Annotated in this window: 17 protein-coding genes and 1 riboswitch; of the genes, 8 read left to right on the top strand and 9 right to left on the bottom strand. The window is 74.0% G+C overall.

All coding sequences use genetic code 11. The annotated features are described in order from the left end of the window. Positions 1 to 29 precede the first annotated feature (29 nt). The 4 genes from pknB to thiO form a co-directional block, all read right to left on the bottom strand. Positions 30 to 1,964 carry a Stk1 family PASTA domain-containing Ser/Thr kinase gene (gene pknB, locus ACGH7X_RS10725; protein ID WP_399884059.1) on the bottom strand — a complete coding sequence of 645 codons (1,935 nt, stop codon included), beginning with the start codon at positions 1,962 to 1,964 and terminating at the stop codon, positions 30 to 32. Between the two features lie 237 nt (positions 1,965 to 2,201). Continuing rightward, complete coding sequence (locus ACGH7X_RS10720) at positions 2,202 to 2,999, bottom strand: thiazole synthase (RefSeq protein WP_399884057.1); 798 nt, start codon at positions 2,997 to 2,999, stop codon at positions 2,202 to 2,204. A gap of 2 nt (positions 3,000 to 3,001) precedes the next feature. After that, positions 3,002 to 3,202 carry a sulfur carrier protein ThiS gene (thiS, locus tag ACGH7X_RS10715; RefSeq protein ID WP_399884055.1) on the bottom strand — a complete coding sequence of 67 codons (201 nt, stop codon included), beginning with the start codon at positions 3,200 to 3,202 and terminating at the stop codon, positions 3,002 to 3,004. After that, positions 3,199 to 4,458 (bottom strand): glycine oxidase ThiO, encoded by a 1,260-nt coding sequence (gene thiO / locus ACGH7X_RS10710; RefSeq protein WP_399884053.1) that lies wholly within the window; start codon positions 4,456 to 4,458, stop codon positions 3,199 to 3,201. Before thiO ends, thiS begins: the two co-directional genes overlap by 4 nt. Further along, positions 4,456 to 4,567: riboswitch (TPP riboswitch) on the bottom strand. (Overlaps the previous gene by 3 nt.) 180 nt (positions 4,568 to 4,747) lie before the next feature. On the opposite strand from thiO, the gene ACGH7X_RS10705 reads away from it, so the two are divergent. From ACGH7X_RS10705 to ACGH7X_RS10685, 5 genes are all read left to right on the top strand, one after another. Further along, the gene (locus ACGH7X_RS10705; protein ID WP_399896914.1) at positions 4,748 to 5,962 is read left to right on the top strand and encodes an NAD(P)/FAD-dependent oxidoreductase; all 1,215 of its coding nucleotides are present in this window, start codon (positions 4,748 to 4,750) and stop codon (positions 5,960 to 5,962) included. Between the two features lie 83 nt (positions 5,963 to 6,045). Beyond that, entirely contained in the window at positions 6,046 to 6,411 is a 366-nt protein-coding gene (locus tag ACGH7X_RS10700) for an Rv2175c family DNA-binding protein (RefSeq protein WP_087809829.1), read from the top strand. Between the two features lie 132 nt (positions 6,412 to 6,543). Continuing rightward, positions 6,544 to 7,203, top strand: coding sequence for a thiamine phosphate synthase (thiE, locus tag ACGH7X_RS10695; protein ID WP_399884051.1), 660 nt, complete (start codon positions 6,544 to 6,546; stop codon positions 7,201 to 7,203). Positions 7,204 to 7,309: 106 nt separating this feature from the next. Beyond that, entirely contained in the window at positions 7,310 to 8,233 is a 924-nt protein-coding gene (gene metF, locus ACGH7X_RS10690; RefSeq protein ID WP_399884049.1) for a methylenetetrahydrofolate reductase [NAD(P)H], read from the top strand. Between the two features lie 56 nt (positions 8,234 to 8,289). Then, the gene (locus ACGH7X_RS10685; RefSeq protein ID WP_399884047.1) at positions 8,290 to 9,285 is read left to right on the top strand and encodes a hypothetical protein; all 996 of its coding nucleotides are present in this window, start codon (positions 8,290 to 8,292) and stop codon (positions 9,283 to 9,285) included. A gap of 36 nt (positions 9,286 to 9,321) precedes the next feature. On the opposite strand, the gene ACGH7X_RS10680 is transcribed toward ACGH7X_RS10685, so the two are convergent. Both ACGH7X_RS10680 and ACGH7X_RS10675 read right to left on the bottom strand, forming a co-directional pair. Then, on the bottom strand, positions 9,322 to 10,824 hold the full coding sequence (locus ACGH7X_RS10680; RefSeq protein WP_399884045.1) for a phytoene desaturase family protein: 1,503 nt from the start codon (positions 10,822 to 10,824) through the stop codon (positions 9,322 to 9,324). Between the two features lie 451 nt (positions 10,825 to 11,275). Beyond that, a complete protein-coding gene (locus tag ACGH7X_RS10675) occupies positions 11,276 to 11,905 on the bottom strand; it encodes a TetR/AcrR family transcriptional regulator (protein WP_399884043.1) in 630 nt (209 codons plus the stop codon). A gap of 196 nt (positions 11,906 to 12,101) precedes the next feature. Here ACGH7X_RS10675 and ACGH7X_RS10670 point away from each other — a divergent pair, with 196 nt between their 5' ends. The 3 genes from ACGH7X_RS10670 (at position 12,102) to ACGH7X_RS10660 (ending at position 14,323) form a co-directional block, all read left to right on the top strand. Then, complete coding sequence (locus ACGH7X_RS10670; protein ID WP_399884041.1) at positions 12,102 to 12,635, top strand: SAV_6107 family HEPN domain-containing protein; 534 nt, start codon at positions 12,102 to 12,104, stop codon at positions 12,633 to 12,635. Positions 12,636 to 12,812: 177 nt separating this feature from the next. Beyond that, positions 12,813 to 13,640, top strand: a complete 828-nt coding sequence (locus ACGH7X_RS10665; protein WP_399884039.1) for a methyltransferase — start codon at positions 12,813 to 12,815, stop codon at positions 13,638 to 13,640. A gap of 278 nt (positions 13,641 to 13,918) precedes the next feature. After that, positions 13,919 to 14,323 (top strand): spore wall synthesis complex protein, encoded by a 405-nt coding sequence (locus ACGH7X_RS10660; protein WP_399884037.1) that lies wholly within the window; start codon positions 13,919 to 13,921, stop codon positions 14,321 to 14,323. A gap of 198 nt (positions 14,324 to 14,521) precedes the next feature. Here ACGH7X_RS10660 and ACGH7X_RS10655 read toward each other — a convergent pair whose 3' ends face one another. The 3 genes from ACGH7X_RS10655 to ACGH7X_RS10645 all read right to left on the bottom strand — a co-directional run bounded on the left by ACGH7X_RS10655 (position 14,522) and on the right by ACGH7X_RS10645 (position 19,707). Beyond that, a complete protein-coding gene (locus tag ACGH7X_RS10655; RefSeq protein WP_399884035.1) occupies positions 14,522 to 16,912 on the bottom strand; it encodes a DUF3488 and DUF4129 domain-containing transglutaminase family protein in 2,391 nt (796 codons plus the stop codon). 342 nt (positions 16,913 to 17,254) lie between these two features. Next, on the bottom strand, positions 17,255 to 18,634 hold the full coding sequence (locus tag ACGH7X_RS10650) for a DUF58 domain-containing protein (protein WP_399884033.1): 1,380 nt from the start codon (positions 18,632 to 18,634) through the stop codon (positions 17,255 to 17,257). After that, positions 18,634 to 19,707 (bottom strand): AAA family ATPase, encoded by a 1,074-nt coding sequence (locus ACGH7X_RS10645; RefSeq protein WP_399884031.1) that lies wholly within the window; start codon positions 19,705 to 19,707, stop codon positions 18,634 to 18,636. Before ACGH7X_RS10645 ends, ACGH7X_RS10650 begins: the two co-directional genes overlap by 1 nt. Between the last annotated feature and the right edge of the window lie 164 nt (positions 19,708 to 19,871).

Here is a 19,871-nt window from a genome sequence, read left to right as displayed (position 1 = left end):
AAGGGTGTCATGCGCCGTGCGGTGCCCCGTCACCGGATGGTGATCTTGATGGTGGATCCCTCGGGAGCCGTGTCCCCGCCGTCCACGGACTGCTTCTTGACGGTGTCGCCGAACAGCCCGAGCAGCCCGCGGTCCTCGTCCACCTCGAAGCCCGCGTCCTTCAGCTTCTGCTTGGCGTCGTCCACGCTGTCGCCGACCACGTCCGGGACCTCGATCTGCCGGGGGCCCTTGGACACCGTGAGCGTCACGGTGTCGCCCTCGGCGGCCCGGCCGCCCGGGTCCGGGGTCTGCCGGGCGACCTGGCCGCTGTCGTACTCGGAGTTCACCCGCTCCTCGGCGACCTTCACCTTCAGACCGGCCTCGGTCAGCTCGGTCCTCGCGTCCTCCAGGTCGTCGCCCGTGACGTCCGGGACGTCCACCGGGCTGCCCTTGCTGACGACCAGCGCGACCGCCGAGCCCGCGCGCACCGTGGTGCCCGAGCCGGGCTTGGTGGAGAGGACGAAGCCCCGGGCCACCTCGTCGCTGAAGGCCCGGGTCACCATGCCCGGCTCCAGCCCCTCGTCCTCGAGCAGCGTGCGCGCCTTGTCCAGCTTGTAGCCCGCCACGTCCGGCAGCTTCACGGTGTCGGGGCCGTCGGAGACCGTCAGCGACACGGAGTCGTTCTTGCGGATGCGGTCGCCCACCCCGGGGTCGGTGCTGATGACCTCGCCGCGCTCCACGGTGTCGCTGTAGGCGTGCCGCACCTTGCCGACGTCAAGACCGGCGTCGTCCAGCCGGTCCCGGGCCTGCGCCTCGGTCTTGGCCAGCAGCGGCGGCACCTTGGTGAACTGGCCGGAGTTGATGTACCAGATGCCCGTGCCGACGCCGAGCACCAGCAGGACGGCCACGACGATCGCCAGCGGGCCGCGCCGCAGCCGGGGCCGGCGGGGCCCGGGCGGGGCCGGCGGGGGAGTCGCCAGCCGGCTGGTGTGCTGGACACCGCCGTCGGCGGGGTCCTCGTCCTCGTTGACCGGCAGCGGCCGGGGCACCGTGAGCGAGCGCGGGATCACACTCGTGCGGTCCTCGGCGTTGTCGTGCTCCGTGGTGAGCGCCTGCGGCGGCACCGCGTCCAGCTGCTCGACGGTGAGCCCCGCGCGCGCCTCGCGGGCCCGCGCGAGCAGCGCCACGGCGTCGTACGGCCGGATCTCCGGGTTGCGCGCGGTCGCCGAGGCGACCAGCTCGTCCAGCTCGTACGCCATTCCGGGCACCTCGGAGGACGGCGGCGGCACGTCCTCGTGCAGGTGCTTGTAGAGCACCACCGCGGCCGAGTCCCCCTCGTGCGGCTTGCCGCCGGTCAGCATCTCGTACAGCACCACGCCGCAGGCGTACACGTCGACCCTGGGGTCGGCCGCGCCGTGCTCGACCTGCTCGGGCGCCAGGTAGGAGACGGTGCCGAGGACGGCGCCGGTGGTGCTGGTGACGGTGTCCACGGAGCGGACCAGGCCGAAGTCGGCGACCTTGACCCGGCCGTCGTCCCCGATCAACACGTTCTCCGGCTTCATGTCCCGGTGCACGAACCCCGCCCGGTGGGCGGCGCCGAGCGCGGCGAGCACCGGCTCCAGGATGTCCAGCGCGGCCCGCGGCCGGAGCGCGCCGCGCTCGCGGAGCACGTCACGCACGGTGCAGCCCGCGATGTACTCCATCGCCAGGTAGACGTACGCCCCGTCGGCCCCCTGGTCGAAGACCTGGACGACATTGGGGTGGTCGAGCCGGGCCACCGACTTGGCCTCGCGGATGAACCGCTCGACGAAGGCGGCGTCGGTCGCGAGCGCCGGGTGCATCACCTTCAGCGCGAGCACGCGGTCCAGGCGGGTGTCCACGGCCCGGTAGACCGTGGCCATCCCGCCGACCGCGATCCGCGCCTCGACGCGGTACCGGCCGTCGAGCACCTGCCCGACCAGAGGGTCCTGAAGGGTCGTGTCCACGCAGGCGAGTGTACGAGCCACGACCGACACCCGACGCCCACCGCCCGCCACCGGGGCGGTACTGAAGCGCACCTGTGACGCACATGACACGCACCGAGCGAGGCTGCCAACACCCACTACCCCACCCACGCACGGCCGGCCGCCGACGGCGATGAGCCCCCACGGGAGAGGCCAACCTCTTTCCCGACTGGAAACGGGCCGTGCGCGGGTGGGAGAAATCCCCGGAACAACACAGGCTCACTGAAAAGCGGGCCGCTCCGGATCAAGCACCGCCAAGCCCTCCGCAGGAGAAGACGCCGAGGCGAAATGCCGCCGCGGAATCCGCCCCGCCCGCCGCGCCAGCCGCCCCGCCTCCACCGCGAACCGCATCCCCTCCGCCATGAGAACCGGCTCCTGCGCCCGCGTCACCGCCGAGGCCAGCATCACACCCGCGCACCCCAGCTCCATCGCCAGCGCCACGTCCGACGCCGTACCGGCCCCCGCGTCCAGAATCACCGGCACGCGCGCGTGCTCCACGATCAGCTGGAAGTTGTGCGGGTTGCGGATACCGAGCCCGGACCCGATCGGCGACCCGAGCGGCATGACCGCCGCACACCCCACGTCCTCCAGCTTCCGCGCCAGCACGGGATCGTCGCTCGTGTACGGCAGCACCGTGAACCCGTCGTCGACCAGCGTCTCCGCCGCGTCCAGCAACTCGATCGGATCCGGCAGCAGCGTGCGCTCGTCGGCGATGACCTCCAGCTTGACCAGGTCCGTACCGAGCGCCTCGCGCGCCAGCCGCGCCGTGAGGACCGCCTCCCCGGCGGTGAAGCAGCCGGCCGTGTTCGGCAGTACCCGGATGCCGAGCCGGTCCAGTACGGACAGCACGGACCCGTGCACCGAGGCGTTCACCCGCCGCATCGCGACGGTCGTCAGCTCCGTTCCGGAGGCCACCAGCGCGCGCTCCAGCACGTCAAGGCTGGGCGCCCCGCCCGTACCCATGATCAGGCGGGACCCGTACGACGTACCGCCGAGGACAAAGGGATCGTCGGCCATGGTCAGCCTCCTTGCACAGCGGTGAGGACCTCGACGCGGTCGCCGTCGGCCAGCGCGGTGGCGGGCCACTGCGCGCGCGGGACGACGGTCTCGTTCAGGGCGGCGGCCACTCCGGACGGCGCCGCGGTGAGCGTGCCCACCAGGGCTTCCAGGGCCGTGCCGGCAGCCACCTCGCGCGACTCGCCGTTGACGGAGATGTTCATACGGGCTGCTCCGAGAGTTCCGGGACTGCGGGGGCGGCGTCGAAGCGCCGGGGGGTGAAGGGGCGGGCCTCGTCCGGCAGCTCCCCGGTGGTCAGGGCGTGCGCCATGGCGTCGCCGGTGACCGGGGTGAGCAGGACGCCGTTGCGGTAGTGCCCGGTGGCCAGCAGCAGCCCCTCAAGACCGGTCGGGCCGAGCAGCGGGGCGTTGTCCGGGGACCCGGGACGCAGACCCGCGCGGGTCTCGGTCAGGGGCAGCTCCGTGATGCCGGGGACCAGCTCGTGGGCGTCGCGCAGCAGCTCGTAGACGCCGCCCGCGGTGACCGTCGTGTCCCAGCCCAGCTCCTCGCTGGTGGCCCCGACGACCAGCTCGCCGCTCTCCCGGGGCACCAGGTAGACGTGGTTGCCGCGCACCACGGCGCGCACCGTCCGGTTCAGCAGCGGGCCGTGCGTCCGCGGCATCGTCAGCCGCAGCACCTGCCCCTTCACGGGCCGCACCGGCGGCAGTACGGCCTCCGGCACGCCCCCGAGCCGCCCGCTCAGGCTGCCCCCGGCCAGCACCACCTGCCCGGCCTCCAAGGCGGTGCCGTCGGCGGTGACGACACCCGTGGCCCGGTCCCCGCGCCCGACGGTGAGGCGGTCGGCCCACACCCGGTGGAAGACCACGCCCGCGTGTTCGCAGGCGGCCACCAGCGCGTGGGCGAGGCGCCGGGGGTCGATCTGGTGGTCGCCGTCCACCCGGAGCCCGCCGCGCACGCCAGGCGCGAGCATCGGCTCCAGACGCCGGCACTCGCGACCCGACAGCCACTCCGACTCCAGGCCGGAGCGCTGCTGGAGTGCGTGCAGCTCGCGCAGGTGGGCGCGGTCGTCGGCGTCCAGCGCGACCGCGAGCGTGCCGCAGCGGCGGTAACCGAGGTCGAGCCCGGTGAGGTCGGTCAGCTCGGCCGCGAACTCCGGGTAGCGGCGGGCCGAGGCGAGGTTCAGCGCGAGCAGCGTCTGCTCGCCGTAGTGCAGCTCCGTGACGGCGGCCAGCATCCCGGCCGCCACCTGGGCCGCCCCGCCGCCCGGCTCGGGGTCCACGAGGGCCGTGACCAGCCCGCGCTGCGCCGCCCGCCAGGCCGTGACAAGACCGACGATCCCGCCGCCGACGACGAGTACGTCCGGTGTACGGGACGGCTGCGAGCCGTTCGGCGCGGCCGATGTGTGCGGTGCGGACGATGTGTGCGGTGCGGCGGACGACGTGTGTGATGGAGACGACATGGGCGTCCAGCCCCTCCCTTCGCCGGCATGACCCGGATCAGGTTCGTACGGTCGGAGGCCGCCAGCCTCCCTCTCAGCCCGGTGCGTCCGGACTCCCGCGAGTGCTTTACGTCGGCCACCCTAGCCCTCGGGGCGGCGCACCTGTAAGGGAGCCTCCGCGGCCGCGGGACGTTGCGCAGCTCACCGCGCACGAGCACTGACCGACGAATCGCCGGGTGTCTAAGGTGATCAGGTGAGCGAGCAGAGGCGGGAACGGGGACAGGAACCGGCGGCGGACGCGGAGCGCCGTGTGGTCGTGGTGGGCGCCGGCATGGCGGGCGTGCAGACCGCGGTGGCCCTGCGGGAGCAGGGCTTCACCGGCACCGTGACGCTCATCGGCGCGGAGCCGCACCAGCCGTACGACCGCCCCCCGCTGTCCAAGGCCGTCCTGCTCGGCACCGCCGAGGGCTCCGCCTTCGACGTCGACTTCGAGGCACTCGGCATCACCCTGCGGCTCGGCTGCGAGGCCCTGGGCGTGCGCCCCGGCGCGCACGTCCTGGACACCTCCGAGGGGCCCGTGCCGTACGACGTCCTGGTCCTGGCGACCGGCGCCGAACCGGTCCGGCTCCCCGGCGCCGAGGGCGTGCCCGGAGTGCACCTGCTGCGCACCCTGGACGACGCCGAACGGCTGCGCCCGGTACTCGCCCGGCAGCACGACGTCGTGGTCGTCGGGGCGGGCTGGATCGGCGCCGAGTTCGCCACCGCCGCGCGCGAGGCGGGCTGCGCGGTGACCGTCGTGGAGGCCGCCGACCGGCCCCTCGCCGACGCGCTGCCCGCCGAGGTCGCCGCGCCGATGACCGCCTGGTACGCCGACGCCGGCGCCGTACTGCGCACCCACGCGCGCGTGGAGCGCGTCGAGCCCGGCGGCCCCGGCGAGCCCTGCCGGGTCGTCCTCGACGACGGCACGCCGCTGCCCGCCGGCGCGGTCGTCGTCGGCATCGGCGCCCGGCCGGCCACCGCCTGGCTCGCCGGCTCCGGGATCGACCTCGGCAAGTACGGCGACGTCCTGGCCGACGACCGCCTGCGCACCTGCGCGCCCGACGTCTACGCGGTCGGCGACTGCGCCTCCTTCCCCTCCGGCCGCTACGGCGAGCGGCTGATGGTGCACCACTGGGACAACGCCCTCCAGGGCCCGCGCACCGTCGCCGCCAACATCGTCGGCGCCCCCTCGGGCGAGGCCCCGGCCGCCTACGACCCGGTGCCGTACTTCTGGTCCGAGCAGTTCGGCCGCTTCGTCCAGTACGCGGGTCACCACACGGCCGCCGACACCACCCTTTGGCGCGGCGACCCCGAGGGCCCGGCGTGGACGGTCTGCTGGCTGCGCGAGGGCCGCCTGGTCGCCCTGCTGGCGGTGGGCCGCCCCCGCGACCTGGCGCAGGGCAAACGCATGATCCAGGCGGGTACGACGATGGACCCGGAACTGCTGGCCGACCCGGTGCGGCCGCTGAAGGCGGCGACGGCCTAGCCCGGCTTGCGACCGTCGGCTTCCGGCTGCCGGCTTCCGGTCGCCGGTTTCCGACTGTCAGTGGCAGATGGCAGGCTGGTGACGTGACCGAGATTGACGCAAAGACCGATGCTCTCGTGCCTGCCTGGCTCACCGTTCCCGACATCGCCGAGATGCTCGGCGTCGAGGTGACCCGCGTACGCCAGCTGATCAAGGAAGGCCAGCTCATCGCCGTACGCCGCGGTGAGAACCGCGCGTTGCACATCCCCGCGGCCTTCATCGACGAGGACAAGGTCGTCAAGGGCCTGGTCGGGACCCTGACGCTGCTGCGGGACGACGGCTTCACGGCCGAGGAGATGCTGGAGTGGCTCTTCACGCCCGACCCGAGCCTGCCCGGCACCCCCGCCCAGGCACTGAGTGAGAACCGCGGTACGGAGGTGAAGCGCCGCGCCCAGGCGCTCGCCGTCTGACCCACCCCACGCACGGCTCGCGGGCCGCGGGCCGTGCGGCCACGGGCCCCAGGGCCGGCAGGTGCCGCGGCCCGTGTGCCAGAATCGCGCGGCCCGCCGTGGGCCCACGCCACCGACCCGGGGGACACCCGCATGCCCGACACCGCCCCGACCACCGCCCGTGCCCGGCTCGCCGACGCCCGGCTCTACCTGTGCACGGACGCCCGCCGGAGCCAGGGCGACCTGCCCGAGTTCCTGGACGCCGTGCTGGCCGGCGGCGTCGACATCGTGCAGCTGCGCGACAAGGGAATGGAGGCGGCCGAGGAGCTGGAGCACCTGGAGGTCCTCGCCGACGCCTGCGCCCGCCACGGCAAGCTCCTCGCGGTCAACGACCGGGCGGACGTCGCGCACGCCGCGCGCGCCGACGTGCTGCACCTCGGGCAGGGCGACCTCCCGGTGCCGGCCGCCCGGGCGATCCTCGGCGACGACGTCCTCGTCGGCCGCTCCACGCACGCCGGGTCCGAGGCCGCCGCTGCCGCCGTACAGGAGGGCGTGGACTACTTCTGCACCGGTCCCTGCTGGCCGACCCCCACCAAGCCCGGCCGCCACGCGCCCGGCCTCGACCTGGTCCGCCACACGGCGGCACTGGGCACCGACCGCCCCTGGTTCGCCATCGGCGGCATCGACCTCGGCAATCTGGACGAGGTGCTGGAGGCGGGCGCCCGGCGCGTCGTGGTCGTCCGGGCCATCACCGCGGCGGACGACCCGGGTGCGGCCGCGGCCGGGTTCGCCAAGCGGCTGCGGCAGGCGTAGGCGGGTGCCGCGGGCATGTGTCCAAGGGGTGGACAACAACACGACAATGTGGACAAATATCCCGCATCCGGTTGGGTGACCGCCGCCCCCTGGCTAACCTGCCCGTATGGCCCTCGGAACCGCATCCACCAGGACTGATCGCGCACGCACCGTGCGCGACGTGCTCGCGTCCGGCAAAACGACGTACTCGTTCGAGTTCTCCGCGCCGAAGACGCCCAAGGGCGAGAAGAACCTCTGGAGCGCGCTCCGGCGGGTGGAGGCCGTGGCTCCGGACTTCGTGTCCGTGACCTACGGCGCCGGTGGCTCCACGCGCGCGGGCACGGTGCGGGAGACCGAGCAGATCGTCGCCGACACCACCCTGACCCCCGTGGCGCATCTCACCGCCGTCGACCACTCCGTCGCCGAACTGCGCAACATCATCGGCCAGTACGCCGACGCCGGGATCCGCAACATGCTGGCCGTGCGCGGCGACCCGCCCGGCGACCCGAACGCCGACTGGATCGCCCACCCCGAGGGCCTGACCTACGCCGCCGAACTGGTCCGGCTCATCAAGGAGTCGGGCGACTTCTGCGTCGGCGTCGCGGCCTTCCCCGAGATGCACCCGCGCTCCGCCGACTGGGACGCGGACGTGACGCACTTCGTCGACAAGTGCCGGGCCGGCGCCGACTACGCGATCACGCAGATGTTCTTCCACCCCGAGTCCTATCTGCGCCTGCGCGACCGGGTCGCCGCGGCCGGCTGCGCGACCCCGGTCATTCCCGAGGTCATGCCGGTGACCAGTGTGAAGATGCTGGAGAGGTTGCCGAAGCTCAGCAACGCCTCGTTCCCGGCGGAGCTGAAAGAGCGGATCCTCACAGCAAAGGACGATCCGGCGGCTGTACGCTCGATCGGCATCGAGTTCGCCACGGAGTTCTGCGCACGACTGCTGGCCGAGGGTGTGCCCGGACTGCACTTCATCACGCTCAACAACTCCACGGCGACGCTGGAAATCTACGAGAACCTGGGCCTGCACCACCCACCGCGGGCCTAGACCGGCCGCACGTATCTACGACACACTGCGTAACGGCCACTGGGAGAGGGGCGTACATGGGCTGGACGGTCCTCTACATCGCGTTCGGCGGCGTCGCGCTGTGGCTGCTCGGCGAGGTGCTGCTGCAGTACAAGGCGCGGCTGCGCTGGCGGCTGCTCGCCTTCGGCGGCTTCGTCGGCGTCGTCGCCGGCGTGCTGATGTCCAACGTGCTCGTCATCGGTCTAGGCGCCGCCGCCTTCGCGGTCGGCCAGACCTACGTCACCCTGTCGTTCCGCCGCGGCTTCGAGGCCGGCTGGGCGGTCAACGCCCCGGCGAGCCTCGTCGGCAAACGCGGCCGTCCCGAACGGGGCCGCCAGGAACCGACGTTGGAGGTCTCCGGGCTCGACTCCGCCGAGGGCGGCCAGGACCACCGCGACGGCTACGACGACCCGGCGCAGGGCCACGCCCCGGGTCAGGACGGCCCGTCGTACGGTCAGGACGACTATGACCGCGACGACGTCTTCACCCCGGCCCGCCCCGCCGACCCCGCGGCCGCGGAGACCACCGCCTTCTACGCACCGCAGCCCATGCCGGACGACACCGGCTCCTACGGCGTGTACTCCGACGCCGGCTACGGCACCGACCAGCAGCAGGCCGCGCCGGCGCCGGGCGCGGACCAGGCCTACGCCTACGACTACTCGGGCTACGGACAGCAGGCGTACGGCTACGACACCGGTGCGCAGCAGCAGTACGCCGCCTACTCCGACCCGTACATCGGCACCCACACCTACGGCGGGGCGTCGTACGACACCGGCGGCTACGACACGACCGGCGTGCAGCAGCAGTACGGGCAGCAGGGCTACGGGCAGGACCCGTACGCCACCGGCACCCCCGGCGGGTACGGCGGCGAGACCCCGTCCGGCGGAGTGTGGGTGCCGCAGCAGCGCAGCACCGACGACCCCTACGGCGGCGAACTCCCACCGGAGCAGCAGTACCCCTACCAGGGCAACGGCCAGACGCAGGACCAGAACCAGGGCCAGAACCAGGGCTACGACGAGCAGTACCGCTTCTGACGACCCGTCCGGCGCCCGGTGACCGGTCCCGACCGCTCACTGGGAGCCGCGGAACTCCGGGCCCTCCACCACCAGTCCGGCGACCAGCGCGCCCGACATGCCCGCGTGGGGAAGCCCTCCACCGGGGTGCGACCAGCCGCCCACCGTGAACAGGCCGCCCGTGCGCGTGCCGTTCGCCGGGTGCAGCAGCCGTCCGCCGGCCCCCGCGAGCGCCGGCACCGGAATCGCGCCGTCCGCCACACCGGTGGCCGCCGCGACGTCGGCCGGGGTGCGCACCTCGTGCCACAGGAGACGGTCGCGCAGGCCGGGTACCGCGCGCTCGGCGGCCTCGAGGAGACGCTCCGCGCGGTCCTCCGTGTCCGACCCGTCGTCGCCCGCGGGCACCACCGAGGTGACGGTGACCGCCTCGTGGTCCGAGTCCGGAACCAGCGCCGGGTCCTCGGGCCGCAGGACGGTGACGGTCGGACGCGAGGGCATGCGGGGTGCCGCGCCGAACAGCGCGTCCAACTCGGCGTCCCGGTCCGGCGCGTGAACCACCGTCCGATGCACCGTGCCCGGGGGACGGCCGCCCCGCAGCGCCAGCAGCACCGTCAGCCGGCTCGCCCCACCGCGCTGCGGCGGCACCTCGCCCCCGCCCCGCAGCGGCGATCCACCGCTCAGGCGGTCCAGCACGCCGGGCGCCACACCGGCGAGCACGAACTCGGCCTCCGCCAGGGCCCCGTCGGCCAGCTCCACGCCCGCCACCCGGCCGTCCTTCTCGACGATTCCCGTGACCTCGGCCCCGAAGCGGAACTCGACCCGCCGGGCCAGGCACCGCTCGTACACCGCCCGCGCCAGCTCCCGCAGGCCGCCGCCGCGCACGTACCACATACCGAAGGCGTACTCCATGTACGGCAGCACGGCGGTGTTCGCCGGGGCGGTCCGGGGGTCCAGACCGTACGCGAGGGCGTGGCTCTCCAGCAGGGCGGCGATCCGGGCATCGCGCAGCTCCCACGCACCGACCTCGGCGAGCGTGCCGGCCCGGCGGGTGCGCAGCCGCCGCTTGTGCGGGACCGCCGGATAGGGCTCGCGCTCGGCCAGCACCCGCCAGTTCGGCCACAGCGGCTCCTCCAGGAGCGGGCGGCGCGTCCGGTCCCAGGTCTCCCGGGCCCGCACCAGGAAGTCGCCCCAGCGCTGCCCGGCCGCCGGGCCGAGTGCCGCGTCCAGGGCGGCGACGACACCGGCCCGTGAGGCGTTCGGCAGCGAGACCCGCGTGCCGTCCGCGAAGACGTGCCGGGACGAGGGGTCGACCTGGACCAGCTCGACGCGGGACTCCAGCGGCTCCTTGCCGGTCTTCACGAACAGATCGCGCCAGACCGCGGGCAGCGGGAGCAGACCGGGGCCGGTGTCGAAGGAGAACCCGTCCCGCTCGAAGCGGCCCAGGGCTCCGCCGTACGTCGCCGTCCGCTCGTAGACCACCACCCGGTGGCCCGCGACGGCCAGCCGGGCGGCCGCCGCCATCGCGCCCATCCCGGCGCCGATCACCGCAATCCGTGCCATGCCAGGGACCTTATCCGCCACCACCGGCAGTCCGGCCCCTGAGTACCGGGACGGGCGCGCATGTGACCGGCCGGTGCCGCGACGCGGTGGGCCCGGATGCGCAGGGCTGAGTATCCGTACTCAGTCCGGTAGATGAGTACGCACGCGGATGGGCCCCGACCAGCGGGAACGAGAGAGTGGAGGCACGGAGAGGGGCACGGCTCCGGAACCGGCGGCACGGGGCGCCGGAACGGAGCCGGGCCCGCGATCCGCTCCTTCCGCCGGCCGCGGTCGGCGGGAGAGAGGCACGGGGGAGCCCGGGGGGAACGACCGGCGACGGGGGTTCCGCCGGGGGGACGTACGGGGGAGCAGGAGAAGGCGCCGGTCCGACGGCGGCCCGCGGGGGACGCGGCCACCACGGACCGGCGTTCTTCGTGCCCGGTCCGTGGCCACCGGGGCGGCGTCCCTCGCCTCAGGGGCGGCCGCTCACGCGCCCCTGGAGCAGCCGCGACAGCGCGGCGTGCACGTCGTCGAGCGAGCGCTCCGGCTGGAACGACTTCCAGTCCAGCGCGGCCACCAGGACCATGCCGACCAGCGCGGCGGCGGTCAGCGGCACGTCGATCTCCTCACTGAACTCCCCGCTCGCCACACCCTCGCGCAGCACGCCCTCCACCACCGCCACGGCCTCCTGCCGGACCACCAGCAGGGTGGACTGCCAGGCCCGGTTGGTGCGCCACAGCTCGGCCACGTACAGCTGGGTGAAGGCCGGGTAGCGGTCGATGAAGACGAGCCCCGCGCGGATCATCGCGTCCAGGGCGTCGACCCGGCCGCGACCCTCCCGGGCCGTCCGCTCGGCGGCCTGGCGCAGCGAGGCGGTGAGGAGTCCGACGCCGTGCCGCAGCAGTTCCTCGAAGAGGACGGACTTGCTGGCGAAGTTGTAGTAGACCGTGCCCTTCGCGACCCCGGCCCGCTCGGCGATCTCGTCCACGGTGGTGGCCGAGAAGCCCTGCTCGGCGATGAGGGTGACCGCCGCCTCGTAGAGCTTCTGCCGGGTGGCCTCGCGACGGCCGCCGGCCTGCGAGGCGGTGCTGCTGCTTTCCATGGTCCCGATTCTCACAGCACCCTGCCCGGTGCGGTCACCGCAGGGCCCGCACCGGGCCGACCCGAACGGGCGATCCGAACGGGCGATCGAAACGAAAGCCCAGGTCAGAACGGATTGTCAGTGCCATACCTCACGATGGGCACATACGGCACCTCTTGCCGGGGCGTGCCGTCACGGAGACGACAGGAGGATCGTCATGGCCCACTCGTCCGCAGCCGCCGCCCGGCGGCGCCGCGCAGCCGGCCCTGCACCCTCACTGACCGGACCGGCGAGCGACGTGCACCCCGTGCTCCGCCGGACAACCGCCCCGCCCGCCGCCCTGGACCTGCTCGCCCAGGCCCGGGCCGGACTGGAGGAGGCCACCGTCCTCGAAACGCCGAACGAGCGCTATGCGACCGCCCATCTCGCCGCCCTGCGCACCGCCGCCGCGGTGCTGGCCGCGCGGGGCCGACCGGAGACCACCCCGCGGGCCCGGGCCCGCATCCGCAGCGCCTGGGAGGTGCTCCCCGAGATCGCGCCCGAGCTGTCCGACTGGAGCACGCTGTTCGCCTCCGGCGCGCGGCGCCGGGCGCGGGCCGAGGCCGGCATCCAGGGCGCGGTGGGCCGCCGGGACGCCGACGACCTGATACGCGACGTGGCGATGTTCCTGCGCCTCGTGGAGCGGATGCTGGTCCTCCAGCCGGTCCTGCCCCAGCCCCGCCCCGACCCGGACCTGCCGGACGCGGGATGAGCGCGCGCAGGCCCACGGACCGGCCCGGGGACCGGTGGCACGGGGTGCCCGGCGGGCGTACCGGAGGCAATAGGGTGGGAGGCGCCTGAAGCCTCCCCCACCCCGCACCGGGCGGGGGCGGCAGCCCGTTCGCTCCGCCCGTGTCCGAGGCGGTGCCGCGCCGAGGAGTCAACTGCCGTGTCGGACCCGATGCGCCCGCCCGTCTCCCACCCCCGTCCGCAGACGGCGTCGCCGCGCTCCGAGCCCTCGCGTTCCCGGGCCGCCCTTCGTACCGCCGTGGTCTGGGACGTCCTCCAGGACGCCCTGGACCGCCGGGTCAAGGCCACGGGCCGCGAGACGCTGGACGTCCTCGACACCGGCGGCGGCAGCGGCAACTTCGCGGTGCCCGTGGCCCGCCTCGGTCACCGCGTCACCGTCGTGGACCCGAGCCCGAACGCCCTGTTCGCCCTGGAGCGCCGCGCCGCCGAGGCCGACGTCGCCGACCGCGTGCGGGGCGTCCAGGGAGACGCCCGCGGCCTCTTCGACGTCGTCGAGCGCGGTGGCTACGACGCGGTGCTGTGCCACGGCGTCCTGGAGTACGTGGACGACCCCGCGGAGGGCGTGCGCAACGTGGTGGCCGCCCTGCGCGCCGACGGCGTCCTCAGCCTGCTCGCCGCGGGCCTCGGCGGGGCCGTGCTCGCGCGGGCCCTCGCCGGCCACTTCACGGAGGCCCGCCAGGCCCTGGACGACCCGGACGGCCGCTGGGGCACGGGTGACCCCGTGCCGCGCCGTTTCACCGCCGAGCAGCTCACCGCGCTGGTCGAGGCCGCGGGGCTCCGGATCGGCGCCGTGCACGGCGTACGGGTCTTCGCCGACCTCGTTCCCGGGGTGCTGGTGGACACCGAGCCGGGCGCCATGGAGGCCCTGCTGAAGCTGGAGGCCGCGGCGGCGGAACTCGCCGCGTTCCACTCCGTGGCCACCCAGCTTCACGTGCTCGGTGAGACGCGAGGGGCCGACGGGGCCTGAGCCGCCCGGTGGTGTACGGCGCTGATCAGGGGCGCGACTGCAGATGGAGTACGCCACAGGCCCCCCGAACGGGGGCCAGTCGCCGTATGATCGAGGGAGACCGCCCGGCATGACGGGTCGGCTGCTGGGGAATGGGAACTTCAGCGAGCCGGCACGGCCATGACGGAGTCCGGTTGGCCAATTGGCGCAGAGGGGCGGGTTTCACGGGGGCGATTCCCTGCCTATCCTGAAGGGACCCCCCCGGGTCGCCCCGGCGACTGCACGATGAGGAGGACTCCGTGCCGCTCTCGGAGCACGAGCAGCGCATGCTCGAGCAGATGGAGCGAGCGCTGTACGCCGAAGATCCCAAGTTCGCGACAGCGCTCGAGGGAAGCGGGCTGCGTACGTACACCCGGCGACGGGTTTACCAGGCGGTCGCGGGCTTCCTCGTAGGTATTGCGCTCCTCATGGCCGGTATGGTCGCCCAGCAGGTGTGGCTCAGCGTGGTGGGCTTCCTGGTGATGCTGGGCTGTGCGGTTCTCGCCGTGACCGGCTGGCGCAAGGCCCCCAAGCCGGGTGAGCAGCCGGCGGCGGGTGCCACCGGCCCGCAGACAGGCCGTCAGGGACGCCAGAAACGCTCCATGATGGACCGCATCGACGAGCGGTGGCAGCGCCGCAGGGATGAGCAGCAGGGCGGCCAGTAGCGCCCGAGCAACCGCTCACCAGGACAGCTGTGTGAGGGGGTGACCACCGTCCGGGTGGTCACCCCCTCACGCGTACCCACGAGTCCCCGGGAGCCCTGCCCCCGCGAGGGGGCGGCACCCCCGGTCAGCCCTGCTGAACCGACGGGGGCCGCACCCCCCGGTCAGCCCTGCTGAACCGACGGGGGCCGCACCCCCCGGTCAGCCCTGCTGACCCGACGTCTTCCGCAAGGTCGGCCGCGCCGCCGCGACCCGCCGTTTCAGGACCGTCCACCGGTCCGACACCGCCCAGGTCACCCGGATGGCCGAACGCGGGGCGAACCGTGCGCGCAGCCGGGTGCCACGGCCGACCGTGGCCCGCAGCCCGGCGGTCGCCAGCCGGGCGTCCTCGGCCAGTCCCGCCGTCAGGCGCGGTCGGGGCGCGTAGAGCACCTGCTCCACGGCGTCCGCCAGCCGGTGCACCGCGGCCGCGGCCGTCGGGTCGAGGTGGCCGAGCCGGACGATCCTCGCCGCCGTCTTGCGCGGGGTCTGCGACTCCCTGGGCAGGATCCCGAAGTCCCACGCCGTGTCGGTCAGCTCCTGCCAGACCGCGAGGGTGTGCGGGCCGGCGTCCGCCTCGCCGCGGCCGTGCGCCCCGAGCCGCACCGAGCGGGCCCGCAGCCGCCACAGCATCGGTGCCAGCGGGATCAGCAGCACCAGGAGCCCGCCCAGGGCCCAGGCCAGCAGCGCGTACCACTTCGGCCCGTCGCCGCCCGTGACGGGCACCGCCACGGCGGACTCGGTGGAGCAGGCGTCCAGCTTCTTGTCCTGCGCCGAGCAGCTGTCGCTCGTCGAGGGCGCGGCCGACGGCTCCGTCTGCGCGTCCTGGGACGGCAGGGCGGGATCCGGCACCGAACTGCCCGGCGTGTCCGTGATCGTGTACGGCGGGGTCGAGCCACGCGTCGGCGTCGGCTCGAAGCGGGTCCAGCCCACGCCCTCGAAGTACACCTCGGGCCAGGCGTGCGCGTCCTGCAGTCCCACCGACACCGTGCCGTCCGCCTGCGGGGACCCCGGCGCGAAGCCGACCGCGACCCTGGCCGGTATGCCCAGGGAGCGGGCCATCGCCGCCATGGCGAAGGAGAAGTGGACGCAGAAGCCCTCCTTGTCCTTCAGGAACCGGGCGATCGCCTCCGAACCGCTGCCCACCTTCACCTGGGTGTCGTACTCGAAGCCGCCGTTGACCGCGAAGTACTCCTGGAGCCTGACCGCCTGCTCGTACGGGTTCGCGGCGCCCGCGGTCACGTCGCGGGCGGTCTTGGAGACCACCTCGGGCAGCGAGTCCGGCAGCTGGGTGTACTCGCGCCTCAGCGCCTCCGACGGCTGCGGTGCCGCGGCGAGCTGTTCCGCCGTCGGCTGCACGTTCAGGCTCCGGACCTCGTACTTCAGCCCGCGGGTGTTCTGGCCGTGGTCGCCGACCAGGGTCATGCCGACGGGTTCGTAGCGCCAGTTGCCCGCGACGCGCACGCCGCTGGGCGGGTACGGCATCGGGAGCCAGTCCTGGGCGTACCAGTCCGCGGCCGAGACGAGGGTCCGGGTCTCCGTGCGCCTGATGCCGGCGCCGAGGCCGGCCGGGAGGGGGAACGTGCCGTCCGGCACGTTGGTGATGTGCCGCTTGGACGGCTTCCAGGTGGTGCCGTCGAAGTCGTCCAGGGACACGATGCGCAGGTACAGGTTCGACAGGTCCTCGGAGTCGGTCTGGACGGAGAGGACCTGCTGGTTCTCTTCGACGTTGAGACTGTCCCGCAGGGAGACCAGCGGGTTCACCGCGGAGATCGTGCCGCCGCCCCCGGTGCCGGAACCGGCGCCGCTCCTGGCACTGTCCAGGAGTCCGCCGTCCATCGCGGGCAGCGCGAGCGGCACCACCAGGGCGATGCCCAGCGCGAAGGCGCCGATGCGCCGTCCGGTGCGGACCGGGGCGAGCACGCCGCCCTGCTCCCCGCCCGGGGCGCGCGGCGCGCCGCCGAAGACCCGGCCCCACTGCGAGAGGCGGTCACGTCCCTCGGCCAGGAGCAGCGTCAGATAGCCGGCCGCCGCGACCAGGAACCACAGCCACTCCGCGCCGCTCTCGGACAGCCCCGCGGCCACCGAATAGAGCGCGAGCAGTGGCAGACCGGCCGGGGCGGCACTGCGGAAGGTCACCGCGAGGGCGTCCACCAGCAGACCGACCACCAGGACGCCGCCGACCAGCATCAGCCGGATGCCGTCGGACTCCAGCGGCGCCGGGATCGCGTACCGGGCGATGTCGTCGCCGCCCTGTTGGAGCAGGTCGGCGAAGCGCTGGAAGGCCTGCGGGCCGGGGATCAGCCCGGCGAGCGCCTGCTGCCGGGCGAAGACCACGGTGAGCAGGATCAGCGTGACCAGAGCCTGTACGCCGATGGTCAGCGGCCGGGCCAGCGGCACCCGCCGCGCCACCGCGCCCACCCCGGACTGCACCGCCAGCAGGAGGGCAGCCTGCAGAATCCACGTGGCCGGATCCACCAACGGCAACAACGCGCACGCCGCCATCAGGGTGGCCGCCCACGCACACAACGCCAACCGCGCCCGCCCGCTCATCGCGTCCCCTCCCGGCCGGTGGGTGTGGGGCCGGCCGGTCGCCCGGGTGTTCCGGTTGTCGTCGTGCCGGTGTGTGGCACGAGTCGGGCCCGTCCGGTCGTCCCCGCCCTCCGGGCCCGCCCGCAGGACCGCCCGCACCGCGCCGGTCGCGTCCGCCTACTCATCGCGTCCCCTCCCGGCCGGTGGTCGTGGCGGGGCCGGTGGGTGTGGGGCCGGCCGGTCGCCCGGGTGTTCCGGTTGTCGTCGTGCCGGTGTGTGGCACGAGTCGGTTACGTCCGATCGTCCCCGCCGCCCGGGTCCGCCCGCAGGACCGGGCGCACCGCGCCGGTCGCGTCCGCCCGCTCATCGCGTCCCCTCCCCGCCGGTCGTCGTCGCGAGGGTGGTGCGTTCGTGGTCGGCCAGGCGCCACAGCTCCTCCACGGTGGCGCCCCGTGGCACGACCACGGCGGTCCAGCCGGCCTCGCGCAGCATCCGCAGCCGCTCCTCGCTCCTGTCCAACGGACCGGGTACGTCGGCCGGTTCCCGTGCCCAGGTCCCGCTGTCCAGGACGAAGGCCACGGCCCCGCCGCTGCGCTGCCGCATCCTGGCGGCCACCGTGGCCTGCTCCTCGTCCAGGTCGCCGAAGAACGCCACCAGCAGGCCCTCGCTCCCGCCGCGCAGCATGTCGTACGCCGGGGACAGGTCCGTGCCGTCGGAGTGGTCGATCACGGCGAGGGTGTCCAGCATCAGCCCGGCGGAGTCGGCCGTGCCCTGGCTCGCGCCCGCGAAGCCGTCGGTGCCCTCGCCCGGCACCGAGTCGCCGGTGCCGGTGAGCAGCCGGACGGAGAAGCCCCGCTCCAGCATGTGCACCAGCACGGACGCCGCGCCCGACACCGCCCACTCGAAGGCGGAGTCGGGGCCCGCGCCCTCGAAGGCCACGACCCGGGTGTCCAGGAGCACCGTGCAGCGGGCACGCTGCGGCTGCTCCTCGCGGCGCACCATCAGCTCGCCGTAGCGCGCGGTGGAGCGCCAGTGCACGCGGCGCAGGTCGTCGCCGTAGCGGTACCCGCGCGGGATCACGTCGTCGTCGCCGGCCAGCGCGAGCGACCGCTGCCGGCCCTCGCCGTACCCCTTCGCCTCGCCGCTCAGCCGCACCGGCGGCAGCGCCTCCACGCGCGGGATCACGGTCAGGGTGTCGTACGTCGAGAACGACCGGGTCAGCTCGCACAGCCCGAACGGGTCGGTCAGGCGCAGTTGCAGCGGGCCCAGCGGGTAGCGGCCGCGCAGGTCGGAGCGGACCCGGTAGGACACCTCGCGCCGCCCGCCCGGTTCCACCCGGTCGAGCACGAAGCGGGGCCGCGGGCCGAGCACGTAGGGCACCCGGTCCTGGAGCATCAGCAGACCGGTGGGCAGCCGGGAGACGTTGTCGATGCGCAGATGGACCCGGGCCTCGCTGCCCGCCGGGACCCGCCCGGGGGAGAGCCGGCGACTGCCCGCGACCCGGTAGCGCGTGCGGTACAGCACGGCCGCGCAGACCAGGGGGAGCACGCCGAGCAGCAGTCCGACGCGCAGCAGATCGCTCTGCCCGAGAACGTACGCGCAGACCGCGGCGGCGATGCCGGCGGCCAGGAAGGAGCGCCCCCGGGTGGTCAGACCGGCCAGGGCGGTCCGGATGCCGCCGCCCTCACCCCGGCCGCCCTCTCCCCGGTCGTCCTCGGACCGGTCCGTCCCCCCGGCGTCCATCACAGCCTCCGCGGCGCTTGCCGGCCGTACGCCGACGTGCCGTGGGCCCCGCCGAAGCCCGTCTGCTGCTGGGGCGCCGCGGGCACCGGGGTGCGCTGGAGGATCTCCTGGACGACCTGCTCGGCGGTGCGGCGGTTGAGCTGGGCCTGCGCGGTCGGCAGCAGACGGTGGGCCAGGACGGCGACCGCGAGGGCCTGCACGTCGTCCGGCAGCGCGTAGTCCCGGCCGCTGAGGGCGGCGGACGCCTTCGCCGCGCGCAGCAGATGGAGTGTGGCGCGCGGCGAGGCGCCGAGTCTGAGCTCCGGGTGGGTGCGGGTGGCGGCGACCAGATCCACCGCGTACCGCCGGATCGGGTCCGCCACATGGACGCCGCGGACCGCCTCGATCAGCTTCAGGATGTCGTGCGCGTGCGCCACCGGCTGCAGATCGTCCAGCGGATTCACCCCGCCGTGCACGTCGAGCATCTGCAACTCGGCCTCCGCGCTGGGATAGCCGATGGAGACCCGGGCCATGAAGCGGTCGCGCTGGGCCTCCGGCAGCGGGTAGGTGCCCTCCATCTCGACCGGGTTCTGCGTCGCCACCACCATGAAGGGGCTGGGCAGCTCGTAGGTCTGGCCGTCGATGGTGACCTGGCGTTCCTCCATCGACTCGAGCAGCGCCGACTGCGTCTTCGGCGAGGCGCGGTTGATCTCGTCGCCGATCACGACCTGCGCGAAGATCGCGCCCGGTTTGAACTCGAAGTCCCGGCGCTGCTGGTCCCAGATGGACACCCCGGTGATGTCCGAGGGCAGCAGGTCCGGCGTGAACTGGATCCGGCGCACGGAACAGTCGATGGACCGCGCCAGCGCCTTGGCCAGCATGGTCTTGCCGACTCCCGGGACATCCTCGATCAGCAGGTGTCCCTCGGCGAGCAACACGGTCAACGAGAGCCGCACGACCTCGGGCTTGCCCTCGATCACGTCTTCCACCGAACCGCGGACCCGCTCGACCACAGCGGTCAGATCGTCCCCCACGCTCCCGTACGCTCGCGCGGCGGCGCCCCCATGGCTCGCCTGATCGTCATAGGTCGTCACCCGGCCCTCCTCGGCCTTTCCCCGCACTCCCTGAGAAGTGGGGGTACCCCAACTTGCCGGGCCGGCCCCGCACCGCGGACCGGCCCACCCCGAATCACGGACACCGCCCGGAAGAAGTTCCGTGCGACACCACTTCCCGCATTCTTGCTGCCGTTACCGATTCG

The sequence above is a fragment of the Streptomyces sp. BBFR51 genome (genome assembly GCF_044591655.1).
Taxonomy (GTDB): Bacteria; Actinomycetota; Actinomycetes; order Streptomycetales; family Streptomycetaceae; genus Streptomyces.
Note: the sequence above shows the minus strand (reverse complement) of the source record. Positions and strands in the feature narration are given on the sequence as shown.